Below are 23,229 nucleotides of genomic sequence, written 5' to 3' on the forward strand. Positions count from 1 at the left end.
AGTATGCGGATTTTTTATCCTGTTTTGAGTGTTAAGAATCCCGTTTTAGGTAGAACTAAATGCATTATTTCAATAAAATAAAAGCAAAGCGGTTTCATGGAGTTACTGGTTAGATTTACCTAACTTAAAACCGCTCAGCATTTTACTAAAAAATACATATACATGGAGGCTTTACTATGTCAAATCAAGAAAAAACGTCAATTGATGCAAACGGACTCAAAGTAAAGGATTTTGCGACAATTGGTATTTTCAGCGCAATTATGCTAGTCGTGTTTATAGCATTTTCTATGCTCACTGGCGCGTCACTATTTTTCAACATGATTTTTAACGCGGTATGCGTTGCTTTCATTTTAGCACCGTTCTATGTTTATATGAGCATGAAGGTGCACAAACCTGGTGTTGCACTGATCTACAATCTGATTCATGCGTTACTCACTGCACTCATGATGGGACCATTTATGGCTCCCTGGTTCATTGTTGGTGGAATTATTGCAGAACTCAGTATGTTGGGGAAGGACAGCTATAAGAAGATTACCCGCATCGGTATCAGTTGGGCGATCACCTCGCTGGTACGGGCAACCCATGGCATGGCTGAAATATGGTTTTTCAAGCAGGCATATATGGCAAGCGGCGTCAGTCAAGAGCAAATAGCTGTTCAGACACAGTTTTATACTTCCATCCCATGGGTACTGCTTAGTTGTGCTGCAACAATTATAATGGCGGTTCTTGGCTGCATAATTGCCAACAGGCTGATGAACAAACATTTCAGAAAGAGTGGTCTGATTAAATGAGAAAAGCACTCTATTTCGATTTCCGGGCCAAAATCGTAATATTGCTGCTGACAATGTTGCTTGTAGCCTTAATTACAAGCAACATTGTCATTTATACAATTTTGGGTGTTTTAGCACTTTATTTGATTGTACAGGGTGCGGTATGGCCGGCACTGAAAATGAGTGGGGTAGCACTGGTTGCAGCACTGCTTAAATATCTTTCTCTTGGACAGGGTATTACGGTACTGATGCCTGACATGTTTCTGTTTATTATTATTCGTATTATGCTGATGCTGATGGCGTCCCATCCATTCATGGGAATGTCGCCTGGTGAGGCTGTTGCAGTATTCAAAAAAATGCATGCTCCGGATACATTTGCTTTGCCGGTCACCTTTTTGCTTCGCTTCATGCCCACAGTAAAAGGAGAATTTGCAGGCGTATTTGCAGCACTGCGCCTGCGGGGTTTGTTGTCAATTCGACGACCGCTTCGGGCACTGGAATATATAATTGTTCCGGTGATGTTCAGGGCTTCCCGCATTTCGGAGGAACTGGCGGCCTCCGCTGAGGCAAGAGGTATTGCAAATCCGGGAAGGCATACATGCCGCAGAGAGATCGTGTTCCGTAAAATGGATGTTGCTGTATGTGTGCTGGGTACAGCATTCACGGTAGTTTTTTTGATTTGGCAGGAGGTGTTGAAAGGTTGATTACATTTTCAAATGTCTCTTATGGTTATACGGAGAATGGAAAAAAAGATGTGGAGCAGTTGAACCTGTCCATCCGGAAAGGTGAATTTCTGGTATTGACGGGAAAAAGTGGTTGCGGAAAAACAACCATCACCAGAATGATTAATGGTCTGGCAACTAAGTTTTATGAGGGTGTGCAGCAGGGAACGGTCTGTATTGATGGACAAGATGTGAATGATCTGCCTCTTTGGGAAATTGGCAAAAACGTAGGCTCTATCTTTCAAGATCCTCGCAGCCAGTTCTTTGCCAGTCTGACAGAAGATGAGCTGGCTTTTGGCTGCGAAAATTATGGCGTAGACAGAGATACCATAGAGACAAGAATCGCAGACGCGATCCATAAGGTAGGCGGAGAAGGTTTGGTGAATCGGGTAATATATCCCATGTCCAGCGGAGAAAAACAAAAGCTTGCAATTGCGTCTGCTTACGCAGTCTCCCCAATGATCTATGTGTTTGACGAACCCTCTGCCAACCTTGATATGGCTTCTGTGTGCCAATTACAGAAGCTGATGCAGCTGTTAAAAAGCAGAGGTTTTACGATTGTAGTCGCGGAACATAGACTGTATTACCTGACGGAGCTGGCTGATCGATTCCTGTTCATGCAGGATGGACATATTATTCAGGAGATTTCACCCAAAGCCTTAAGAAACCTGGCAGCAGAAGAAAACCAGGCAATGGGGCTGCGCACAGGCAATCTGTCCTCTTGCATTGGGAAACCTCCCGTTGTGCAGGAGGGTATAAATCCTTCTCTGGAAGTTGATCAGCTTGCTTTTTCTTATGGTAAAAAACAGATTTTTTCCAACTTATCTTTTAAAGTCCGGCCGGGAGAGATTGTAGCTTTGGTTGGTTCTAACGGAGTGGGGAAAAGTACTCTGGGTCAAATTTTATGCGGCTTATTGAAAGAAAAGAGTGGAACCATTCTGTATAACGGGAAAAAACTGCTGAAACACCGTCGTCGGCAAATTGCATATTACGTCATGCAGAATACCGATTGTCAGCTGTTTGGTGAGGATGTTGCAGAAGAGCTAAAGCTTAATCAGAAGGGGTTGGATGAAGAAGAAATAGAAACCGTCTTGAGACGGTATGCACTTTGGGAATATCGTGAGCAGCACCCAGCGGCTTTATCGGGTGGTCAAAAGCAGCGATTGACCCTTGCTGTAGCCGATATTATAAACCCGGAAATCATGATTTTGGACGAGCCAACCAGTGGTTTGGACGGCGAAAATATGAGAAATATATCCACCCATCTAATAGAACTTGCGCGGCAGGGAAAAACCCTGCTTGTTATTACACATGACTATGAATTCGCGCTCTCAACCTGTGATCGTGTATTGGCGCTGGCAGAAGGCGGATGCCACAGTGATTTTTCCGTGTACGGCAACCAAAAAGCACTTCTTGACTTGATGCTAGACCAAAGTTAAGGGGCTAATTAAGAAAAAGGGCTGTTGCAAGACAGCCCTTTTTCTAATATGGAGAAGCATGAATGATGCGGTATGGGTATATTAACTATCATTTATCGATTAAATGTATCGGTAAATGCATCCAGCGTTCTATAATAAGAAGCCTTTGGAGTCCAAATATTTGAGAAAAGCAGAGGACTCTTATCTTTTCTCCAGGAGATATCATCTGACATTCCCCACCAGGTAAACCCTGTAATATTGCCGCCTTCCTTTTTCACTTCGCAGACTGCCTTCATAACGTCATATACATAAGCAGCCTGTTCTGATTCAGAGTTAGCACCAGCATCGAATTCTGTAATCTGGATCTCTAACCCAGCATTCTTAAATTTGGTATAGGCTTGTTTGAAATAGGAAGCACTTGGGAACGTTGATTCAAGGTGAGACTGTCCGCCAACACCGTTGCATAATTTCTTCTCTGCATTGATAAACTGAATCAACTTAACAATATTGTCAGCTTCCATATACTCGTTATAATCATTATAGAATAAGCTCACCTTATCGGTCAGATTAAAATAACTTAATGTTTCATTGGCAAAACGGAAAGCGGTTTTTACAAATTGCGGACTTGTTGAAACGCCTCCATAAATTCTAACCCAATCTGAATTTGCCGGAGAATGCAGATATTCATTTACAACATCCCATGCATATACCACACTGCCGTATTCACTCAGATAGACGTGATTCATCACTGTCTTTATATAGAACTCCATACGTGCATTCATTGTGTTTTGATCCACATGATTTGCGCCGGCGTTATAGCCTGAGCGGAACAGCCAGGTTGGAGTCTGACCATGCCATACCAGAGTGTGGGCGCGAACCCCCAGTCCATTTTCATAGCAGATTTTTAATACTTTATCTACCGTGTTAAAATTGATTCTTGGTACGGTAGCCTCTGTATAGTTGCTGGGAATGTAATATCCTAAGGATTTTGCTTCAGCTACTGAAATCAAATTAGGTGAATTGCCAAGCAGTGCATCTGGTTTCATCTCATTTTCAAGCGTGATACTGTTGTACCTTTGCTTGATCAGATTTAAGGTGGAAGCGTTTTGCAACTGGGCCAGCGTTACACAGGTTCCTGACCTCTGGAATTTGGTCCCATATGTATTTAACAAAGTCTGGTCGGCGGTTGCTGCCTGGGTAACTCCTAATGATGAAGCGGTAAGTGCAATTGCAGATATAACAGTTAATAGCCTTTTTGTAAATGTTCTTTTCATTAAACTACCCCCTTTTGTATAATTAATTATTTATTAAAGATACTTTGAAACGGTATTTTCTCCTCCTTTCTTATAACCTGCTTTTTATTCATACCTTGTTCCAAAGATTCTTTTTTACTTAATAATTTATTGATATATCACATTCATTAATGTGTTACTAATATAACACAATATATAAGCTAAAGCATGAAAATGTAACTATTACGATACTGTTCGTCATTTTTTCGTTGATATTGATATTAACTTATATATTGAAAGATAAAGCAACTTAAGGTATAACTAATAAAGGAATAATTTACCAATTCTATTATAATTCATATCATGATTTAATATCGTAAACAAAAAGTTCTAAGTATTCACCCAGACAAAAATCATTATAGGGGAGGCAGTAAAATGGCAGATTTATTCAAGATTGTCAAGTATGAGGGAGATAACAGCACCTTTATCTGGAGATCGGGTGTGGAAGATTTTAATACAGGGACACAGCTGATTGTCCATGAATCTCAGGAAGCAATATTTTTCATGAATGGTCAGGCACTGGACTTATTTGGTCCGGGTCGACATACGCTTGAAACACAAAATATTCCTTTGATCAGGAAGTTTTTGAGCAAACCCACAAATGAACAGACGCCTTTTCATTGTCAGGTCTATTTCATTAATAAAGCGGAACAAATGTCAATTAAATGGGGAACTGACAGTCAGGTTCAATACATGGAGCCGACATATAAATTTCCACTGAAAATCGGTGCATCAGGTGAGATGTCTTTACGGGTCGAAGATTCCAGAAAATTACTGGTGAAACTTCTTGGAACAGAAAAATCTCTTGATAAAACAGGGCTCACGCAGATGTTTCGGGTCTTTCTTATGGCAAAAGTCAAGCCATATCTGGCCCAGACGATGCAGAGCAGCGAATTTGGTATCTTTGAAGTTGACTCTCATATGGGTGAACTTTCAACGAATTTACATAAACAATTGATTCCTGATTTTGCTGATTATGGTCTGTCACTGGAACGCTTTTTCGTCACAACCATAGTTAAACCTGATGGAGATAAAGCCTATGAGTCATTTCAGGATATTCACATACGGCAATATGCGGATGTTGCAAATGCACAGTTAAGGCAGCAGGTTGGGATTATCGATCAGCAGACAAGTGCGCAGAAAATGGTGATTGAATCTGCAGCAATGGCTCAGAAAAGAGCGCAGGAAGGATATACCTATCAGTCTGAACGGGCTTATGATGTGGCTGAAAAGGTTGCTCAGAATGAAGGAACAGGTAATTTTTCCAGTGCTGGAATTGGGCTTGGAATGATGGGCGGGATTGCCGGAGGTATGGGTGCAATGGTTGCAGGAATAACCAATGATGCCGTTGCCCCTGTGGATTTAAAGTCGCCGGCCAGCACTACAGCACCGACAGGTTCAGACGACATGACCATTTTTAAACAAAAACTGGAGAAGCTGAAACTAATGAAAGACGCAGGAATGCTGTCTAATGAAGAATTTGATGAAGAAAAGAAAAAAATGTTAAACAGTCTGTAAATGGCTAGCAATACATAAGGAGGGTGATGTATGAATATCTCAAAAAACAAGGGGCTATCACTGGTAATAACGTTTATTATATTCGCTGTTTACAACATAATTGCTTTTTTGCTCCCTAACGGTAAGGGAGGAATGTTCTGGACAGGTTACGGCTTTTCTATGGCTGCTATTTTATTGACTGTCGGAGTTGGATTTTATACGTTGGGGCGGAAAGGCTTAAAAAGCAAAGTCTACGGGGTGTCCCTGCTTTCTCTTGTATGGAGTTATCTGATTGCCCAACTCATTCTAGGTTTGATGGAGATGGCTTTACCATCGATTCCCTTCCAATATGGGATTATACTCAATGGGATTTTATTAGGTGCCTGCCTCATCGGGTTAATTGCAGCCGACATTGCAATAGATGAGGTTGAGCGTATCGATGAGAAGGTGAAAGAGAAAGTTTCTTACATTAAATCCTTGCAAACAGATATAGAAAGTCTGATTGGTAAAACTGAAGATGAAGCTGCAAAAAAAGTTTTGAAAGACCTTGCGGAAGCAATTCGTTACAGTGATCCAATGAGTAGCTCGCAGCTTTCAGCAATCGAGAATGAGATCAAAGTGAAAGCGGCTGGACTTACTGATGCAACAGCTTCCGTTGATTCATCTGCAATCGTAACCATTTGCGGTGAGATGCAGCAACTGGTCGCTGAACGTAACAGAACCTGCAAAACAATAAAATAATGTATTTTTGAGGAGGCTGACTATGGCAGTATTAAAGTGTAAAATGTGTGGCGGCGATATCGAAGCTGCCCCAAATCAAACATACGGAACCTGTGACCATTGCGGCAGCACAATGACTTTACCCAAAGCTGCTGATGAACAAATAACCAACCTTTATAACCGTGCCAACCATTTCAGGCGTCAGAATGACTTTGACAGAGCGGTATCCGCGTATGAGAACATCCTCAACATTGATGCTTCATCTGCAGAGGCCCATTGGGGACTTGTATTGTCAAAGTATGGAATTGAATATGTGGAAGACCCACAGTCCAATGAGCGAATTCCCACCTGCCATCGTGTTCAAAACGAATCCATTCTGACTGACATAGATTATCTTTCTGCACTTGAAAATGCAGAGGATGCATATACAAAAAATCTGTACGAATCGGAGGCAAAGCGTATTGCTGACATTCAAAAGAGTATTCTTACCATATCCGCGCAGGAAAAACCGTACGATGTTTTTATATGTTATAAAGAAACAAACGATGGTGGAAGCCGTACAAAAGACAGCTCAATGGCGCAAGATGTCTACTATCAGCTGATAAACGAGGGATATAAAGTGTTTTTCGCTCGGATTACTTTAGAGGATAAACTGGGGCAGGAGTATGAACCATACATATTTGCTGCTTTAAACAGCGCTAAGGTGATGGTGGTGATTGGTACAAAGCAGGAGCATTTTAATGCCACATGGGTTAAAAATGAATGGAGTCGTTACCTGGCATTATCAAAGAATGATAGAAGCAGGCTTTTGATTCCCTGCTACAGCGATATGGATGCCTACGATTTGCCTGAAGAATTGTCTATGCTTCAAAGTCAGGATATGACAAAGATTGGTTTTATTCAGGATTTAATACGGGGAATAAAAAAAGTATTGTCTGCATCGGCAGAGAAACCAGTCAGTCATTCACCGGGAACTGTAGATGTACCATATATGACACCTGGAGTACCTCAGTTATTAGACCGTGTCAGCCTTTTCCTTGAAGACGGGGATTTTGAATCAGCGGCTGAGTATTGTGATCGGATTTTAGATTTAGAGCCAAGAAATTCACAAACATATTTATATAAGCTTCTGGTTCAGTTAAAACTGCGAAGTCCGGAAGAGATTATATTAAATGCCAAATCGCTGAATGAATATCCAGATTACCAAAAGGCGGTTCGATTTGCTAATGACAGTTATAAAGCAATACTTGAAGATTATAATCGGAAAGTAGAGGTTCGGATTGAGAATGAGCGGATCGAGGGCATTTATCAAGAGGGATTGTTAAAGATGCAGACTGCTCTGAGTGAGACAGAATATCTAGGAGTCGCTTCCGTGTTTGAAAATCTGGGAGAATATAAAGATTCTGGTGATAAGGCGGATTCATGTCGTGCGTTAGCAAATGAAAAGCGCCTTATAAGGGAACGTGAAAAAGAAGAGGCTCGTTTAAAAGTGGAAGAGAGACAACGATTAGAACAGGAATTTACAGATGTCATGAACTCCCTTCGGGATCGAATAAAAGAACTTGAAACAATTAATATGAAGCTTAATATATTCCAGAGAGGGAAAAAAGCTGAAATTGAAAAAGAGATGATAGAATTATATGAACGTATTCGGCAAACAAGAAAACAATACGGAAAAGATTTCTAGAAGTAAAGAACTCTAAAATCATAAAAAACCGGAATGTTGCCTGTAAAAGCAATATTCCGGTTTTCTCCATCTCGCCAGTAACCTGTAGTTCTGCACACATCATATCCTGATGCATTCCTGGTGGGGGGGGACAGGAAAGGCTGTACATAAGCAGAAAGGAAGAAAGAAAATTATACTTGGAAGAATACTGACAAGTATAAAAGGCAAGTTGTTCTTTGGTATTCCTTGGGATATAATAAATCTATATAATACGATTTGCATTTCCAGGGGGATACATATATGCAGATTTTAACCAATCAATTTCAAAAAGAGTTGAAAGAACATGGGAATTTTCAATTTCCATTACTAATTAGTAATGAAAAGCTATCAAAGTATGACTCAAATTCATTCCTTTGGCATTGGCATCCAGAGATTGAATTAACCCTGATTACTCAGGGGCAGATGATATATGAGATCAATAATGAAGAGTTTCATCTTTGTCAGGGGGAGGCGCTTTTTGGTAATACTGGAGTACTTCATACAGGCCGTATGTACGAAAATATGGATTGCGAGTACGTATCAATTACGTTCGATCCCAGATTGATTTATTCTTATGAAAACAGTATTTTCTACTTAAAATACGTATCCCCGTTCATTGAGAATCTTTCTTTGTTCTCTGTTTATTTTGATTTAACCAAGTCCTGGCACAAAGAGATCATAAAGATTCTGAATGAACTTGTCACCATTCATCAGCAACAACAGGATACCTATGAAATAGACGTTCTGATCAAACTGCTTGAATTTTGGAAAGAGTTATATCTAAACTATGATACGACTCAGACAATCACATCACCTGAACGACACAATTATGAAAGAATCAGAAGCATTTTATCATTCATTGAAGAGAATTACAGTCACAAAATAACATTGGAAGAGATTGCAGATCATATCCATATCTGTAAAGGGGAATGCTGCAGGATTTTTAAGCAGTATATGAAGATTCCTCTCTTTCGGTTTATATTGGAATATCGGATTGAAAAAAGCTTAAAGGATCTGGTGGTTTCCAATGATTCCATTGGAGATATTGCTGCGAAGGCAGGGTTTGGCGATTCCAATTACTATTCTCATACATTTTACAAAGTGAAAGGATGTTCCCCAACCGAGTATCGTAAAAAGACCCTGAAACATAATAAATAATAGGTTTTCAACTAAATTCTGAATATATTACACGTTCTCCCTATTTTGTTTAAGGTTTGAATCTTTAAAAACCTGTAAAATTAAGCTAACGGACGAATCAATCATGGAATGAGTGATCATGGAAGGAGCTATCATGGGGGAAAATAACGGGGTAGAGGATTCAGAAATTCTTATAAGCATTCTGGTTGCTGTTTACAACATGAAGGATACAATAGACAGATGTTTCCAATCTTTAATCAATCAGACATTGGATCATATTGAAATAATAATCGTAGATGATGGATCAACCGATGGGTCGGGAGAAATTTGTGACCGGTATGCCTCAGAGGATAGGCGTATCAAGCTAATTCATCAAAAGAACCAGGGATTATCTGCAACCAGAGAAGTTTGTTTAAAAAATGCATCGGGTCAATATATCAGTTTTGTTGACAGTGATGACTGGTGTGAACTGGATATGTGTGAAAAGCTGTATGATGAGGCCATTCGATCATCCGCCGATTTGATATTCTTTTCTGCCTACAGACATCGTCAGGATGGAGTTGCCACTATATGCAATCTCCCCTTGCCCGCTGGTCTGTACCAAATCTCAGATTTATATGATTGCTACATTCTTCCTCTATATGGTGATATACAGCAAGACCAGTTAATCACTACCGGCTATATCTGGTGCTGCCTGTTTAAAAGAGAAATGATAGATGGCATAAAGTTTTATAAAAACGTCTTCCTGCATGAAGATGAGATTATGATTCTTCAGTCCTTTATGAGAGCAAACAGCTTATACATAATGGATCGACCCTTCTATCACTACAACAGAATGTCTTCTAATTCCTTGAGTAAACGTTCTACATACTGGAATAATTACTGGGATAATATAATTGAGGTATTCAAAGCTAAAAAGGAATTTGCAGCGGTTCTCTTCCAAGATGAAAATAGATATATGGAAAGATTAAGCACTTCTTTGCATTTGAAATTTCTAAGAAGTATAAGAAACGAAACCCATCATGAGAATCCAGCCGGTTTTTGGGGCGGACTTTTCAATGTATACAAACTAAGAAATAAGGAATTCTTATTTCAAAATAAAAAACATCTGTTGAAAAACGAATTTACACCAGCTGAAAAAATCCTGATTAAACTAATAGAGTTACGACTGTATTTCGCCGTGTATTTCTACTATGCGCTGGTCTGCGACCGTATGCGGAAGTTCCAGGAAAAAACAAAAAATTAGTGTATAGAGAAAGCCTCTGCATTGGTATTCAATGGGAGGCTTTCTTAGATGGTTATTTAATTAAATGTAACTTATCAGCTGCCCGGTATAAGGTGCGCCCAGCAGGGAATTCCGTTAATTCCTCCCCGCTGATTCCGCCGAATTTCAATATCAGATAAAAGTAAGCGAAGACAGAAGCCGTGATTGCCAAAAGTACAGAGATAGAATTAATTCTGATAACGAAATAAATTCCATAATAAACAGCATAGCAGATCACTCCCATTATAACGGAACATAAAAATGGTTTGAGGAAGATCTTGGTTTTATTTTCTCTGTAACTTAAATACTTATTTAAAGCCAGGCTATTTAAAATCATCACGATGAGAGGAAGAGTGATATTTCCAATAATCAAGGAGTATATCCCCAGATTAAAATGATTTAAACAGAGATAGACCACGCCGATATGAATGACCAGGCCTATTGCTGAATTGATAACTGGAATTTTCATCTTATTAATCCCTTGTAAGGTGGAACTGGTTATGGTTGAATAAGCATAAAACAGAATGGCGGCTGCACCGGTTAACAACAAATTTCCGCCTAATATCACGTTATATCTGGGAAACAGAATGCTTAAAACTGGCTTTCCCAGAACCATTAATCCAATTGCACTTGGAAAGGCAATATTCATATTAAAAAGGATTGCGCTTGATATCTTCTTCCTGGTCTCATGGTACTTTTTATTGGTATGCGAGCTTACAATACTTGGAATCATGGAACCCCCAAAGGAACTGGAGATGGCAATCGGAACACTGATTAACAGCTTATAAAGTGTGCTGTAGTTACCCTGGAGAATACTGATGTCAGTTTCAGAAAAACCTTTCCGCCCCATGATATTATTAAACATTGATATATCAATGACGCCATTTACCTGGTAGACTGTCTGGCTTAATATAATGGGGATTACCGTTATAAAAATGGACTGATATATGATTTTAATACTGTCGGTGGGCTCCCCATCATATTTTCTCATCTGTTTTCGAATATTGGGAGAATACAAAACAAATATAAAGATAAGAAACAGCAATCCGGATAATGCCCCGATGCAGGTTCCCAGTGTACCTCCGGCAGCTCCCCAGGCAGCCACTTCAGGAGAGGAACTGTTTATACTGATTAAATAACTGGCAGCTGCGATACTGACAACTGCATTTATGATTTGCTCAATTACCTGGGAGACAGCTGTAGGAACCATGGTACTCTTCCCCTGAAAAAAGCCTCGAAACACACCCATCACGGAAACGATAAAAATCGTAGGAGCTAATATTTTCAGGGATTTGGATACTCCCGCGTATTTGTTTAACAGGCTGCTTTCAATCCAGGAAGCATTTAAATATAGAAAAAGGCTTGCTGTTAACCCTACAATAATTGAAAAAACAAAGCAGTTGAGAAGATAAATGTTGGCGTTTTTATACCTTTTTTGAATCAGCTTTTCCGATATTAATTTTGAGACAGCCAGTGGCATGCTGTATGACGATAAAATAAGTATAATATTATAAATTTCAAATGCGGCAGAATAGATGCCCATGGCTTTTTCTCCAATAATATTAGCCATGGGGATTCTGTAAATTAACCCGATTATGCGTACGGTAATTGATGCAACGGCTAAGATACTGCCCTGCTTAATAATGCTGTTTCTGTTTTCTTTCTGGTTTGTCATATTAATTCTATTCCTCTGTCATATTTACTTAAATGCTTTGTATGATAAACTTCGATGCTGTACTATCTTACATCAATTGTGCAGTTATTACAATCCTGATATCATTTCTGTATTCCCGCCTTTTCTTTTGCGCTGTGAATCCAATCAGCCTCATATAATAAAATTCTTCTGAATATTTAGATAAAGTAAAAATAATTCAAGTGTATCTAAAATGATACTTGAGCTCAAATAAAATATATTGTATAATATACACAAAAATAGAAAGGGAGAGCAAATATAAGTGTATGAAAAGACCAAATACATCAGATATTCAGTTTAACACCCCGTTTATACGTCAGCGTGCAGATCCGTTTATATGCAGACATGAAGACGGAACCTATTATTTTACTGCCTCAGTACCTGAATACGACAGAATTATTTTGCGCAGCGCAGATACGGTTATGGGGTTGCAGACTGCAAAAGAGCATGTGATATGGTGCAGACACGAAAGTGGGGAGCAGAGCCTCCACATATGGGCGCCGGAGATTCACTATTTAAATGGCTGCTGGTACATCTATTATGCCGCCGGAGAAATAGAGAACAAGTGGAAGATCAGACCTTATGTCCTGCAGTGTACGGGTTCGGATCCTGTAAATGACAAGTGGAACGAGTTAGGCAGGGTTCAGGCATCAAAGGAGGATCTTTTCACATTTCAGGATTTCTCTCTGGATGCAACTGTTTTTCAGCATGAGAAAGAATACTACATGGTCTGGGCAGAGAAAACCGGAACTGGTAAAAAGATATCCCAGCTGTATCTGTCTAAGATGGAGAATCCCTGGAAATTGTCGGGAGAACATATCCTGCTGTCAACACCGGATTATGACTGGGAGAGAAGGGGATTCTGGGTAAATGAGGGACCGGCGGTTTTAAAGCATGGCGGCCGGATCTATCTGACTTATTCCGCCAGTGATACGGGAAGGAATTACTGCATGGGCATGCTAACCCTTAATGAGTCTGGTGATGTGATGGATCCCCATGCATGGAAGAAATGCCGAAAGCCTGTTTTAGTAACGGACGAAACAAAGCACATCTATGGACCTGGTCATAATTCTTTTGTAAAAGCAGAAGATAATGTCACTGATTATTGCATCTATCATGGGAGAGAATATGGTGATATAGGTGGAAACCCTCTTTATGATCCCAACCGGCATACAATGATCATGAAAGTGAAATGGAGTGAAGAGGGGGAACCAGTGTTTTCCTTCGGGGTGTAATTTTTTGTCAAAATGTTTAGATAAAACTAAAATAATTCAATATAATGTAAAGGAGAAACGATATGAAACGTAATTTAACTGTTTTCCTGGCTGGTGCCGTAACGGTAGCTATGATTTTATCTGGATGCAGTAACAAAGCAGGATCAGATCCAAAAGCAAATACCGATGTACAGGAATCAGCATCAGAAGAGAACAAAGAAGTGGTGAATACAGTTGGGCCGGATTCCGGCACACACCTTAATATGTGGTCATTTGCTGAACTGCATAACACATTTTACGCAGATATGGTGGAACGTTGGAATAAAGAGAATCCTGACCGTCAGATTCAGGTAACCTTTACGACTTATCCGTTTTCCGATATGCATAATAAACTGATTATGGCATTACAGACCGGACAGGGAGCGCCGGATCTCTGTGATGTGGAGATCGGTCAGTTTCCAAATTTTCTTCAGGGGGATGTACAGCTTTATCCATTAAATGATGCAATCAAGCCGTATCAGAATGATCTGGTACCTTCCAGATTAGATGTTTATTCAAAAGATGGTAATTACTATGGCGCGCCTACCCATGTAGGAGCTACGGTTATGTATTACAATACAGAAATACTGGATCAGTATGGAATTGATTATACCAAAATCAAGACATGGGACGATTACACCGAGGCCGGAAGAAAATTAAAAGAGGCGTCAGATGGAAAGGTGAAGCTGACCAGTGTGGATACTGGGGGCGTTGACTGGTTGACAGTTGCCATGTCTGAATATGGGGAAGACTGGGCAGCTGGTAAGGACGGCACCCTGAATGTGGAGCTTGAATCTGTGAAAAATATGCTTACCATGCAGCAGGCCTGGTTAAAAGACGGGATTGCCATGGTCTCACCAGCTGGTATTGTGGATTTGGAAGAGGGGTTCCAGAATATCCTGGATGGTAATATTGCTTCTTTTCCCAAGGCATTATGGTTTATGAGCCGCTTTGTTAATTATATGCCCGAGATGAAAGGGAAGATCGCACTGGCTCCATTGCCGGTATTTGAAGAAGGTCAGAACCGGTCTGTAGGAATTGGAGGGACAGGAACTGTGGTGACGAAACAGTCTTCAGATCCAAAGCTGGCAGCAGACTTTATTACATATGCCAAGTGCTCTTCAGAAGGAAGCCGCCAGATCTGGGAGCAGCTGGGATTTGATGTATGCAATACAGACTTATGGACAGATGCTACAGTAACCAATGATTCATCCAATCAATATATCAGCTTTTTTAAGACAAATCCCTTTGATGTTTTAAATGAGGTTAAATCAGAAATCAATACCTTAAGTATTACAAAGATGACTCCTGCAATTAATGATTATTTCTGTACAACGACTTTAAACCAGGTTTTACAAGACGGTAAGGATGTGGATGAGGCTTTAAAGGAAGCCCAGGATTATCTGGAATTGGAGCAGTAGTTCTGCTACGCTTCACCATTGGAGGGGGTTGAATGAAAATAAAACGGATTTTCTATTCGCAAAAAGCAGCTCCATTTCTATTTGTGCTGCCATTTTTATTGAGTTTTACTGTGTTTTGGATTTATCCTCTGTTCAGCACGGTTAAAATGAGTTTTCAGAGTATTCTTCCGGGTCAGATTGAATGGATCGGTCTTACAAATTATGAGAAGCTGTTGAAAGATACTACGTTTCACACAGCAATCAGAAACAGTCTTACTTATATGTTTTTTTCTATTGCATTATTGATTCCATTTCCAATGTTGTTTGCTGTTCTAATGGACAGCAATCTGGTAAAGGCAAAAGGATTATGGAAAGGGGCATTATATTTACCAGCCCTGACATCTGTGGTGATTTCAGGTACTTTATTCCGCCTGATGTTTTCCGAACTTCCTACGGGTCAGATGAATGTCTTTTTAAACGTTCTGGGAAAGGCTCCCATTCCATGGCTGAAAGAAAAAGGATTCGCCATGTGCGCACTCTTAACCCTATGCTGCTGGAGGTGGACCGGTGTAAATATGCTGTATTTTCTGTCTGGGCTTAAAAGCATTGATACCACCCTGTATGAATCAGCCTCCATAGACGGTGCATCAGCATGGAACAAATTCCGTTATATTACCATTCCCTTGCTGAGACCCACCTCGATTTACGTACTGACCATCAGTGTTTATGCCGGACTGTCCATGTTTTTGGAGAGCTTTATGCTGTGGGCAGGTAATTCTTCGCCAAAAAACATTGGGCTGACCATTGTGGGATATCTTTATAAAAGGGGAATTGAAAAGAATCAGATGGGATATGCCTCAGCTGTGGGTCTGACTCTCCTTGGAATGGCACTCATTATAAATGTGGTTCAGCTGATTCTTAACGGAACTTTTAAAAAGGAGGAAAATTAATTATGAATAATAAGAAAAAACTCCTTTCAGCAGTGTCAACGGCAGCCTTCGCATTCCTCAGCCTATTGGTACTGTTTCCTGTAATGGCAGGCTTTCTGGCTTCTTTCCGGCCGGGAAGAGAATTGATCCGCCGCGGACTCAGCATTAATCTGGATTTTTCCACAATGTCATTTAGCAATTACACTTATCTTTTTTCCTGGAATGCGGATTCAAAAAAGTATTTTATGTGGTTTAAAAATAGCATGGTACTGACGCTGCTTTCCGTAGTACTGACGCTGATTATCTGCTATTTTGTAGCTTATGGACTGACCATGTATAACTATAGGCTGAAGAATGTGTTGTTCTTTCTGGTAATTGCAACCATGATGGTCCCGTTTGAGATTTTGATGCTGCCTCTGTATCAGGAGATGATCGATTTAAAACTGATTGATACCACTGCCGGCGTAATTCTGCCCGGGTTATGCAGTGCATCTACCATCTTTTTCTTCCGTCAGTATATGGTTTCTCTGCCAAAGGAACTGCTGGATGCTGGAAGGATCGATGGAGCCACAGAGTTTGGAATCTGTGTGAAGATCATGATGCCCTTAACCAAACCTGCATTTGCGGCCATGGGGATTTTATGTGCGATGGGATCATGGAATAATATGCTCTGGCCCATGATGGTTTACCGGAGCTCCAATCAATTCACATTGCCAATTGGCCTGAATACTTTGCTGACCCCTTACGGCAATAATTATGATTTATTAATTGCAGGATCCATGTTTGCAATTTTACCGGTATTGATCGTATTCTTATGCTTTCAGAATTATTTTATTGAAGGTATGACAGCTGGAGCAGTAAAGGGGTGAAGAAATGGGCGGAGGAATAAAACGTATAAAAGCAGTTAAATATGGAGTTGCAGTTTTGGTTATGGTTCTGCTGGTATCCGGGGGAATCGCTGCCTTTGCAGGGGGAAGAAGTAAATTACCTGATCGGGTATCAGTCCACGATCCATCCATAGTAAAGGCTAAAAACGGAGAATATTATATATTTGGTTCTCATTTGGCAGGCGCAAAATCAAAAGATCTGGTGGACTGGAGATCTCTGGGTGGGGATTATGATAATGTTACCAATAACTGGATTTTTGGTAATGTAAAAGAGAACCTGGCAGAATCTTTTCGCTGGGCAGGTTACGATGATGGAGACTGCTCAGGTGGGAAATATGCCGTATGGGCGCCGGATGTGATCTGGAATCCCTATTATAAAAACGGTGATGGTACAAAAGGGGCCTATATGATTTATTACAGCGCCTCCTCCACATGGCGCCGCTCCTGTATTGGTTATGCAGTATCACAGGATATAGAAGGACCCTATACCTATGTCAGTACAGTTGTCTATTCCGGTTTTACGAAAAACGGAAAGCCAGACGGGAAAAGTCAGAGAAATACCCGGTGGGATACGGATGCCATACATATTAAAAAGCTGATTGATTCGGGAAAATTGAAAGATGGATTAAACCCAAAGTGGTTTACTGGGGAAGAGTGGAATCACAACTATTGTCCAAACACCATTGATCCGGCACTGTTTTTTGACAAACAGGGTCAAAGGCTCTATATGGTTTATGGTTCCTGGTCCGGCGGAATCTATTTGCTGGAACTGGACAGAGAGACAGGAGATGTAATATACCCAGGAACGGATTTTCAGGACTCAATAAGCGGAAATTATGTTGACCGGTATTTTGGTATCCACCTTGCAGGAGGAAATCATCAGTCAGGAGAAGGACCCTATATTGTCTATGATGCTGCTGCCGGATATTATTATTTATATGAGACATATGGAGCGTTGACAGCCAATGGCGGATACAACATACGCCTGTTTCGGTCAAAGGAGGTCACGGGGCCTTATCTGGATGCGGCAGGCAATCATGCGGCGGACAGTTATAGAAACAATGATTCTTACGGCATTAAGCTGATTGGTAATTATAAGTTTTCCGGAGCCAGTGTGGGATATAAAGCGGCCGGTCACAACTCAGCATTCATTGACGAAGACGGACAGCATTATCTGATTTACCATCAGAGATTTGATCAGGGTACCGAGTATCATGAAGTCCGGGTTCACCAGCAATTTCTTAATCAGAAGGGCTGGCCGGTGACGGCTGTATTTGAAAACCGGAATGAATCGGCGGGGCATTACCGGAATAGTGAGATTACGGGCAGATATGAATTTATTAATCATGGTTCGGATACCTCCCCCAGTCTTAGCAGCCCGGAATCCATTCTTTTATTGAAAGACGGGAAAATTGAAGGTGACAGGGAAGGAACGTGGGAAAAGACAAAAGGAGACCGGTATGATTACATCACCCTTAGAATGGACAATACGGAGTATCACGGCGTATTCTTTAAACAGCATAACGAAAAAATGGATTCTGAGCAGGTGATGACTTTTACTGCCATTGGGGATAATAACACCAGTATATGGGCCAGCAGGGTAAAGTGAGCCGTTGGGTTCATTAAAAAACAGTATTGTATGAAAACAAGAATTCATGTATGATGATAGTTAGAATAAAGAGAAGATTTTCATAGTATACTGCCCATCTGCGTGAAAGGATTTGCTATGCTGCATATTAAGAGTGTTGAGGAAGGGCTGAAGATATTTGTGGCTCTGGGATCGGAATTAAGAATTAATATTATAAAGCTTCTAATTGAGCACACCGAGTTGAACATGAATGAGCTGGCCTCCAGTTTAGGGGTGACCAATGGAGCTTTGACCAGTCATATTAAGAAACTGGAAGACTGTGGACTGATTTGTGTGATTTCAGAGCACAATGGTCACGGGAACCAGAAAATATGCCGTGTAAATGTAGATAAATTGTTGGTCGATATTGCTCCAAAACAAAGTGACGATGGAAAAAACACCTACACCACGGATATTAAAGTGGGATATTTTACGGATTATGAGGTTTTGCCCACATGCGGTCTGGCCAGCAGCCAGGCAATTATTGGAGAGGTAGACGATCCCCGTTATTTTGCTCACCCGGACCGGTATCAGGCGGACATTGTCTGGTTTACCAAAGGATACGTTGAATATGTAATTCCTAATCTGTTACCACCTCTTCAAAAAATAGATCAGATTACATTTTCTGTGGAAATCGGGAGTGAAGCGCCTGGAGTTAACAATGACTGGCCTTCCGATATTACCATCAGCATCAACAATGTGGAACTGGGAACGTGGACCAGTCCAGGGGATTTCGGTGATGTTCCGGGAATTTTCACACCGGACTGGTGGTTCCCCAACTGGAATCAGTATGGTCTGCTTAAGATGATTGTGGTCAATCAATATGGAACCTTTATTGATGGTTTAAAGATATCTTCCGTTACCATTGATGATTTTAAACTGGATAAACGCAGCCCCATCAAATTAAAATTCCAGGTAAAGGAAGACGCAGTAAATGCAGGCGGATTAACCATATTTGGCAGCAGCTTCGGTAACTATAACCAGGATATTAAAGTCCGGGTTCACTATAGTCCGATAAAAGGAAAACGGGAAGATTAATGTAGGAAACGTAAAAAATACCGGGAAATGATTCTCAAGGATATCATTTCCCGGTATTTTTTATTTCGCATTCGCCATTTTATTCAATTCATTTGTTAAAGCTAAAACCTCTTCAATACTTGCAGTGGTTTCCTCGATGCCTGATGACTGCTGTTCCGTATTTTTCATGGTTGAATTGGAAAACTGCAATGTCTTTGTGATTGATTTCTGTACGTCTTCGGTCAGCTGTACCACCTTTGTTGCAGTATCTTTTGAATTCTGGGAAAGCTTTTGTATCTCTGTGGCAACCACTGCAAAGCCTTTACCAGCCTCACCGGCCCGTGCTGCTTCAATGGAAGCATTCAGTCCTAACAGCTTGGTCTGATCTGCAATGCTCTTAATGGAGTTTAGAATGACGTTGATCTCCTCGGATATCTGTTTTACATTTAAGATCTCCTTGTTCAGTTCATTCTGATTTTCATTAACCTGTATGGAGGAGGAGGCAAGCTCTTCCATGGTTGCCTCGATTACGGTAAACTGATCTACCAGATCTTTGCTCATTGTTTTTAATTTGTATTTCTGATACCCGATCTGGGAAAGTGAGTTAGCAACGATAAAAAGTACTTCTGCGGCTGCCTGTATGCTTTTTTCTGAGGTAACCTTCACTTCATGAAGGGCATTTATGTATTGATCTTCATTGACTCCGATTTCTCTTGCAACCCGGCGGAATTCATCTTCATTTGGCCTGCCGCTTAAGGTCTGTCCGCCGAGAATTGTTCCAATTAATTCCCCTTCCACCATGATTGGAGCTGCAAAATCGATCAGTCCTGAATGGCATTTAAAGATGTAGGGTCTTCCTGTTCTGGCTGCTTCCTGACCGCCTCTTTTATGGGATGCAGCACACCGGTCGTCTCCGGTTTTTGTTGAATGGGTGTAATTTGCGCAGATTCTGGTATAGGAGCTTGGATTTGTAACAGGATTTCCCTCCCGGTCCACCGCAACACTGGCCAGATTCATACTAACTGCAAAATTATCAAGGAACTTCTGCAGCAGACTGATCTCCATGACATCTGACAGATTGATCTCTGAAAGTGTTTTATAAACATTTTCCTCATGATTCATATTCATATACATGTCCTCCATAAATGTTGAAATTTAATACATTGTGTTGAAATATGTCGAATGATTTTACATAAATTTTACCACTTAAATCGTAATTTGTATATATAATTTAGGAGTTTTTTATTGATTGTGGTTCTCATTTGGAAGAATTGTATGGGGAATATATTTAATTTAACCTACTGCTTTTATATGTATTTTGTACTTGCTGTAAGTGATGGTATAATGAAATAAAAGAATGAAAAAGGAGTGGGAATATGAAACTGAAGAATGTACTCTTGACTGTCAAAGATATAGAAATATCCAAGACCTTCTATAAAGAGTTGTTTGGTCTTTCTGTTGTAACGGATTTTGGAGAGAATGTGATTCTTACAGAAGGGCTGGTTTTGCAGGAGAAATCTGCCTGGGAGAGCGGAGTTGGAAACGGGGTGCAATTTGGTGGACTTGACAGTGCTCTTTATTTTGAAGAATATGATATGGAACGTTTTCTTGGCAGGCTGGAGAATTCCAGCTATGCCATTGAATATCTGAATCCATGTTTTGAGCGGGACTGGGGACAGAAAACGGTCCGGATTTTTGATCCGGACCATCATATACTGGAGATAGGAGAAGCTCAGTCTGGTGTGATAGCCAGACTGCTGGGTTCGGGAATGACTGCTGAGGAAACGGCTGCGAAAACCAGACTGCCCATTTCTGCAATACTGGAGACAGGCAATCATGGAAATAGCCGTTAAACCAGTTATTTCTGCTTCCCTTTTTTCCTTCGGGACAGATATACTTCTTTATTAAATGGTATAATATAAGTACATTCATAATGGATGGCACAGATTTTACTGTATACAAATATGGTTCCATCCTTTAGAACTCCGCGTGATGTAATTTCCATCGCCGGAGTTCCTTTTTTACAGCCCAATAACTCTGCTTCTTCTTTTGTCAGGGAATCGGGTTGATAATTGGTCATGAAATGGGAGATCTGGTACTTGTTTTTTAATGCATGATTTTGTATGGAATCTTCAATGATTTCCCTGCTCAGTTCCGGGAACAGACGGCAGGGAATCCAGCCGGTTTCAATCTGGGTTATTTCATATCGGACAATACGTAACCGTTTGTATTCCCAGACTTCCTCGTTCTGGTTTAGATTAAAGATACTGATCAGCTTTGGGTCGGGAATAATCTTTTTTAAGTAAAGCATTTTAGACTGAAGCTCCTGATAGGGAACTTCAATCATGGAGTTATATACCAGAGGATTGCCCAGAGCCCGGGCCCGGACATAGATGCCATCTCCCTGAATAACAGAGATCAGACCGATGCTTTCCAGACGCTTTAGGGCTTTTTGTATGGTAAAACGGGACACCTGATAAGCAGATGCCAGATCCCTCTGGGTGGGGAGTTTGTTATTCCAGAACTTTTGCTGATATATTTTACTGACTAAATCTATTACAATAAATTCTGTTTTTCTGGAGCTCATAGTCACACCTCCATAGAGCGCAGTTATTACGGAGTGATAAGAGTGCCGTCCGGAATCCGGCTCTGGGTCCATTCATGGGGACGATAGACAACCGGATAGCGGGATAACTCCTCTTCGTTAATATCCACACCAATGCCCGGACGTTCGATGGGATAGAAATATCCGCCCTGGGACTCATGATAGCCAGGGAACACGGCTTTTATCTTGTCCTTTAACTCAATGTCTTCCTGAATTGCAGCATTGTGCAGATGGATGTTTAAGTGAGTGTTTACAGCAATCCCAATGGGAGTGATATCGGAGGGAGTGTGCCATGCAATCCGGACACCAAAGGCTTCACAAAGTGCAGCCAGTTTGAGAGCGGGAGTAATACCCCCAAGCTGTGACACATGGCAGCGAAGAAAATCAATCTGACGGTTGATGATCAGATGTTTCCATTCCATGGGATTATTAAATAGTTCCCCGGTTGCAACAGGGACGGAGGACTGGCTTCGTAACTGGGACAGCCATTCATTCTGGTCCGGTGGAAGAAGATCTTCAATGTAATAGGGGTGATATTGTTCCAGTTCCTTGGCAAATTGAATGGCCTGGTTTGGATAGAGACGTTCATGGACATCATGAAGAATATGGAAGTCCCTGCCATAACGTTCTCGAAGCTTTGAAAACATGGTGACTGTGTTATGCATATAGTCATCCTGATTAAAATAAGTGCCGGAAACCGGGTTTAAAGGAGTCTTAAGATCGTCTGGTATTCCTCCATAAAATCCAAGCTGGCACCGGATATGCTGATACCCTTCTGCGCGGATTCGTTCAATCTCCTGATATAACTCTTCCATGGAATCTGCAACTGCATGGGTATAGGCGGGGATGGCAGTGCGGGATTTTCCGCCTAAAAGCTGATATAACGGCATATCAGCAAGTTTTCCCTTGATATCCCAGAGCGCCATGTCAATGCCTGATATGGCATTATTTAAGACAGGTCCGTTTCTCCAATAGGAATTGACCATCATCAGATTCCAGAGATCCTCTATATCATTGGCATCCCGGCCGATCAGGATGGGCTTTAAATAATCCTCCACAGCAGATTTTACTGCCAGCGGCCGTTGCTGAAAGGTTCCGCAGCCTACTCCGTAAACGCCCCGGTCTGTCATAACTTTTACAGCTACCAGATTATGCCGCTCCGGATTAGTAATAAAGCAGCGGATGTCTGTGATAATGGTTTGTCTCATGTCAGATACTCCTTTTGTTTTGTATGAGTCTAATTTAATCACAGGCACAGGGTGATGTCAACCTGGCTTTTTGATTTGCAGAAAC

20 protein-coding genes are annotated in these 23,229 nt (G+C 40.9%); 15 read left to right on the forward strand and 5 right to left on the reverse strand.

All coding sequences use genetic code 11. The features are described from left to right. Window positions 1–176 precede the first annotated feature (176 nt). The 3 genes from ACOAOT_RS03425 to ACOAOT_RS03435 are packed head-to-tail and all read left to right on the forward strand — an operon-like array spanning window position 177 to window position 2,931. Window positions 177–791: an MptD family putative ECF transporter S component gene (locus ACOAOT_RS03425; RefSeq protein ID WP_420215691.1), complete on the forward strand. Its 615-nt coding sequence runs from the start codon at window positions 177–179 to the stop codon at window positions 789–791. Further along, window positions 788–1,474: an energy-coupling factor transporter transmembrane component T gene (locus ACOAOT_RS03430; RefSeq protein WP_420215692.1), complete on the forward strand. Its 687-nt coding sequence runs from the start codon at window positions 788–790 to the stop codon at window positions 1,472–1,474. The genes ACOAOT_RS03425 and ACOAOT_RS03430 overlap by 4 nt, the downstream gene beginning before the upstream one ends. Next, window positions 1,471–2,931 carry an ABC transporter ATP-binding protein gene (locus ACOAOT_RS03435; protein ID WP_420215693.1) on the forward strand — a complete coding sequence of 487 codons (1,461 nt, stop codon included), beginning with the start codon at window positions 1,471–1,473 and terminating at the stop codon, window positions 2,929–2,931. The genes ACOAOT_RS03430 and ACOAOT_RS03435 overlap by 4 nt, the downstream gene beginning before the upstream one ends. 92 nt (window positions 2,932–3,023) lie before the next feature. Here ACOAOT_RS03435 and ACOAOT_RS03440 read toward each other — a convergent pair whose 3' ends face one another. Next, window positions 3,024–4,184, reverse strand: coding sequence for an endo-1,4-beta-xylanase (locus ACOAOT_RS03440; RefSeq protein WP_420215694.1), 1,161 nt, complete (start codon window positions 4,182–4,184; stop codon window positions 3,024–3,026). Between the two features lie 393 nt (window positions 4,185–4,577). On the opposite strand from ACOAOT_RS03440, the gene ACOAOT_RS03445 reads away from it, so the two are divergent. From ACOAOT_RS03445 to ACOAOT_RS03465, 5 genes are all read left to right on the forward strand, one after another. Further along, window positions 4,578–5,720 (forward strand): SPFH domain-containing protein, encoded by a 1,143-nt coding sequence (locus tag ACOAOT_RS03445; RefSeq protein ID WP_420215695.1) that lies wholly within the window; start codon window positions 4,578–4,580, stop codon window positions 5,718–5,720. A gap of 30 nt (window positions 5,721–5,750) precedes the next feature. Continuing rightward, on the forward strand, window positions 5,751–6,440 hold the full coding sequence (locus tag ACOAOT_RS03450; RefSeq protein ID WP_420215696.1) for a hypothetical protein: 690 nt from the start codon (window positions 5,751–5,753) through the stop codon (window positions 6,438–6,440). 22 nt (window positions 6,441–6,462) lie between these two features. Further along, window positions 6,463–8,106, forward strand: a complete 1,644-nt coding sequence (locus ACOAOT_RS03455) for a toll/interleukin-1 receptor domain-containing protein (RefSeq protein WP_420215697.1) — start codon at window positions 6,463–6,465, stop codon at window positions 8,104–8,106. A 279-nt stretch (window positions 8,107–8,385) separates the two neighbouring features. Then, window positions 8,386–9,282 (forward strand): AraC family transcriptional regulator, encoded by an 897-nt coding sequence (locus tag ACOAOT_RS03460; RefSeq protein ID WP_420215698.1) that lies wholly within the window; start codon window positions 8,386–8,388, stop codon window positions 9,280–9,282. A 133-nt stretch (window positions 9,283–9,415) separates the two neighbouring features. Continuing rightward, window positions 9,416–10,507, forward strand: a complete 1,092-nt coding sequence (locus ACOAOT_RS03465) for a glycosyltransferase family 2 protein (protein WP_420215699.1) — start codon at window positions 9,416–9,418, stop codon at window positions 10,505–10,507. 52 nt (window positions 10,508–10,559) lie between these two features. Here the strand turns inward: ACOAOT_RS03465 and ACOAOT_RS03470 are convergent, their stop codons facing one another. Further along, window positions 10,560–12,200, reverse strand: a complete 1,641-nt coding sequence (locus ACOAOT_RS03470; protein WP_420215700.1) for a putative polysaccharide biosynthesis protein — start codon at window positions 12,198–12,200, stop codon at window positions 10,560–10,562. 284 nt (window positions 12,201–12,484) lie between these two features. Between ACOAOT_RS03470 and ACOAOT_RS03475 the strand changes: the two genes are divergently transcribed. The 6 genes from ACOAOT_RS03475 to ACOAOT_RS03500 all read left to right on the forward strand — a co-directional run bounded on the left by ACOAOT_RS03475 (window position 12,485) and on the right by ACOAOT_RS03500 (window position 19,352). Continuing rightward, window positions 12,485–13,453 (forward strand): glycoside hydrolase family 43 protein, encoded by a 969-nt coding sequence (locus tag ACOAOT_RS03475; RefSeq protein WP_420215701.1) that lies wholly within the window; start codon window positions 12,485–12,487, stop codon window positions 13,451–13,453. A gap of 62 nt (window positions 13,454–13,515) precedes the next feature. Beyond that, complete coding sequence (locus ACOAOT_RS03480) at window positions 13,516–14,892, forward strand: ABC transporter substrate-binding protein (RefSeq protein ID WP_420215703.1); 1,377 nt, start codon at window positions 13,516–13,518, stop codon at window positions 14,890–14,892. A 32-nt stretch (window positions 14,893–14,924) separates the two neighbouring features. After that, complete coding sequence (locus ACOAOT_RS03485) at window positions 14,925–15,821, forward strand: carbohydrate ABC transporter permease (RefSeq protein ID WP_420215704.1); 897 nt, start codon at window positions 14,925–14,927, stop codon at window positions 15,819–15,821. A 2-nt stretch (window positions 15,822–15,823) separates the two neighbouring features. Next, window positions 15,824–16,669 carry a carbohydrate ABC transporter permease gene (locus tag ACOAOT_RS03490; protein ID WP_420215705.1) on the forward strand — a complete coding sequence of 282 codons (846 nt, stop codon included), beginning with the start codon at window positions 15,824–15,826 and terminating at the stop codon, window positions 16,667–16,669. A 4-nt stretch (window positions 16,670–16,673) separates the two neighbouring features. Beyond that, window positions 16,674–18,296 carry a glycoside hydrolase family 43 protein gene (locus ACOAOT_RS03495; protein WP_420215706.1) on the forward strand — a complete coding sequence of 541 codons (1,623 nt, stop codon included), beginning with the start codon at window positions 16,674–16,676 and terminating at the stop codon, window positions 18,294–18,296. Between the two features lie 117 nt (window positions 18,297–18,413). Next, a complete protein-coding gene (locus tag ACOAOT_RS03500; RefSeq protein ID WP_420215707.1) occupies window positions 18,414–19,352 on the forward strand; it encodes an ArsR/SmtB family transcription factor in 939 nt (312 codons plus the stop codon). A 60-nt stretch (window positions 19,353–19,412) separates the two neighbouring features. Here ACOAOT_RS03500 and ACOAOT_RS03505 read toward each other — a convergent pair whose 3' ends face one another. After that, on the reverse strand, window positions 19,413–20,459 hold the full coding sequence (locus ACOAOT_RS03505) for a PocR ligand-binding domain-containing protein (RefSeq protein ID WP_420215708.1): 1,047 nt from the start codon (window positions 20,457–20,459) through the stop codon (window positions 19,413–19,415). A gap of 248 nt (window positions 20,460–20,707) precedes the next feature. Here ACOAOT_RS03505 and ACOAOT_RS03510 point away from each other — a divergent pair, with 248 nt between their 5' ends. Beyond that, the gene (locus ACOAOT_RS03510) at window positions 20,708–21,184 is read left to right on the forward strand and encodes a VOC family protein (RefSeq protein WP_420215709.1); all 477 of its coding nucleotides are present in this window, start codon (window positions 20,708–20,710) and stop codon (window positions 21,182–21,184) included. A 5-nt stretch (window positions 21,185–21,189) separates the two neighbouring features. Here ACOAOT_RS03510 and ACOAOT_RS03515 read toward each other — a convergent pair whose 3' ends face one another. Beyond that, the gene (locus ACOAOT_RS03515) at window positions 21,190–21,918 is read right to left on the reverse strand and encodes a GntR family transcriptional regulator (protein ID WP_420215710.1); all 729 of its coding nucleotides are present in this window, start codon (window positions 21,916–21,918) and stop codon (window positions 21,190–21,192) included. Between the two features lie 26 nt (window positions 21,919–21,944). After that, complete coding sequence (locus ACOAOT_RS03520; RefSeq protein ID WP_420215711.1) at window positions 21,945–23,144, reverse strand: enolase C-terminal domain-like protein; 1,200 nt, start codon at window positions 23,142–23,144, stop codon at window positions 21,945–21,947. Window positions 23,145–23,229: the final 85 nt, after the last annotated feature.

Origin of the sequence: Lacrimispora struthionigena, assembly GCF_048627165.1 — a bacterium.
Taxonomy (GTDB): domain Bacteria; phylum Bacillota; class Clostridia; order Lachnospirales; family Lachnospiraceae; genus Lacrimispora.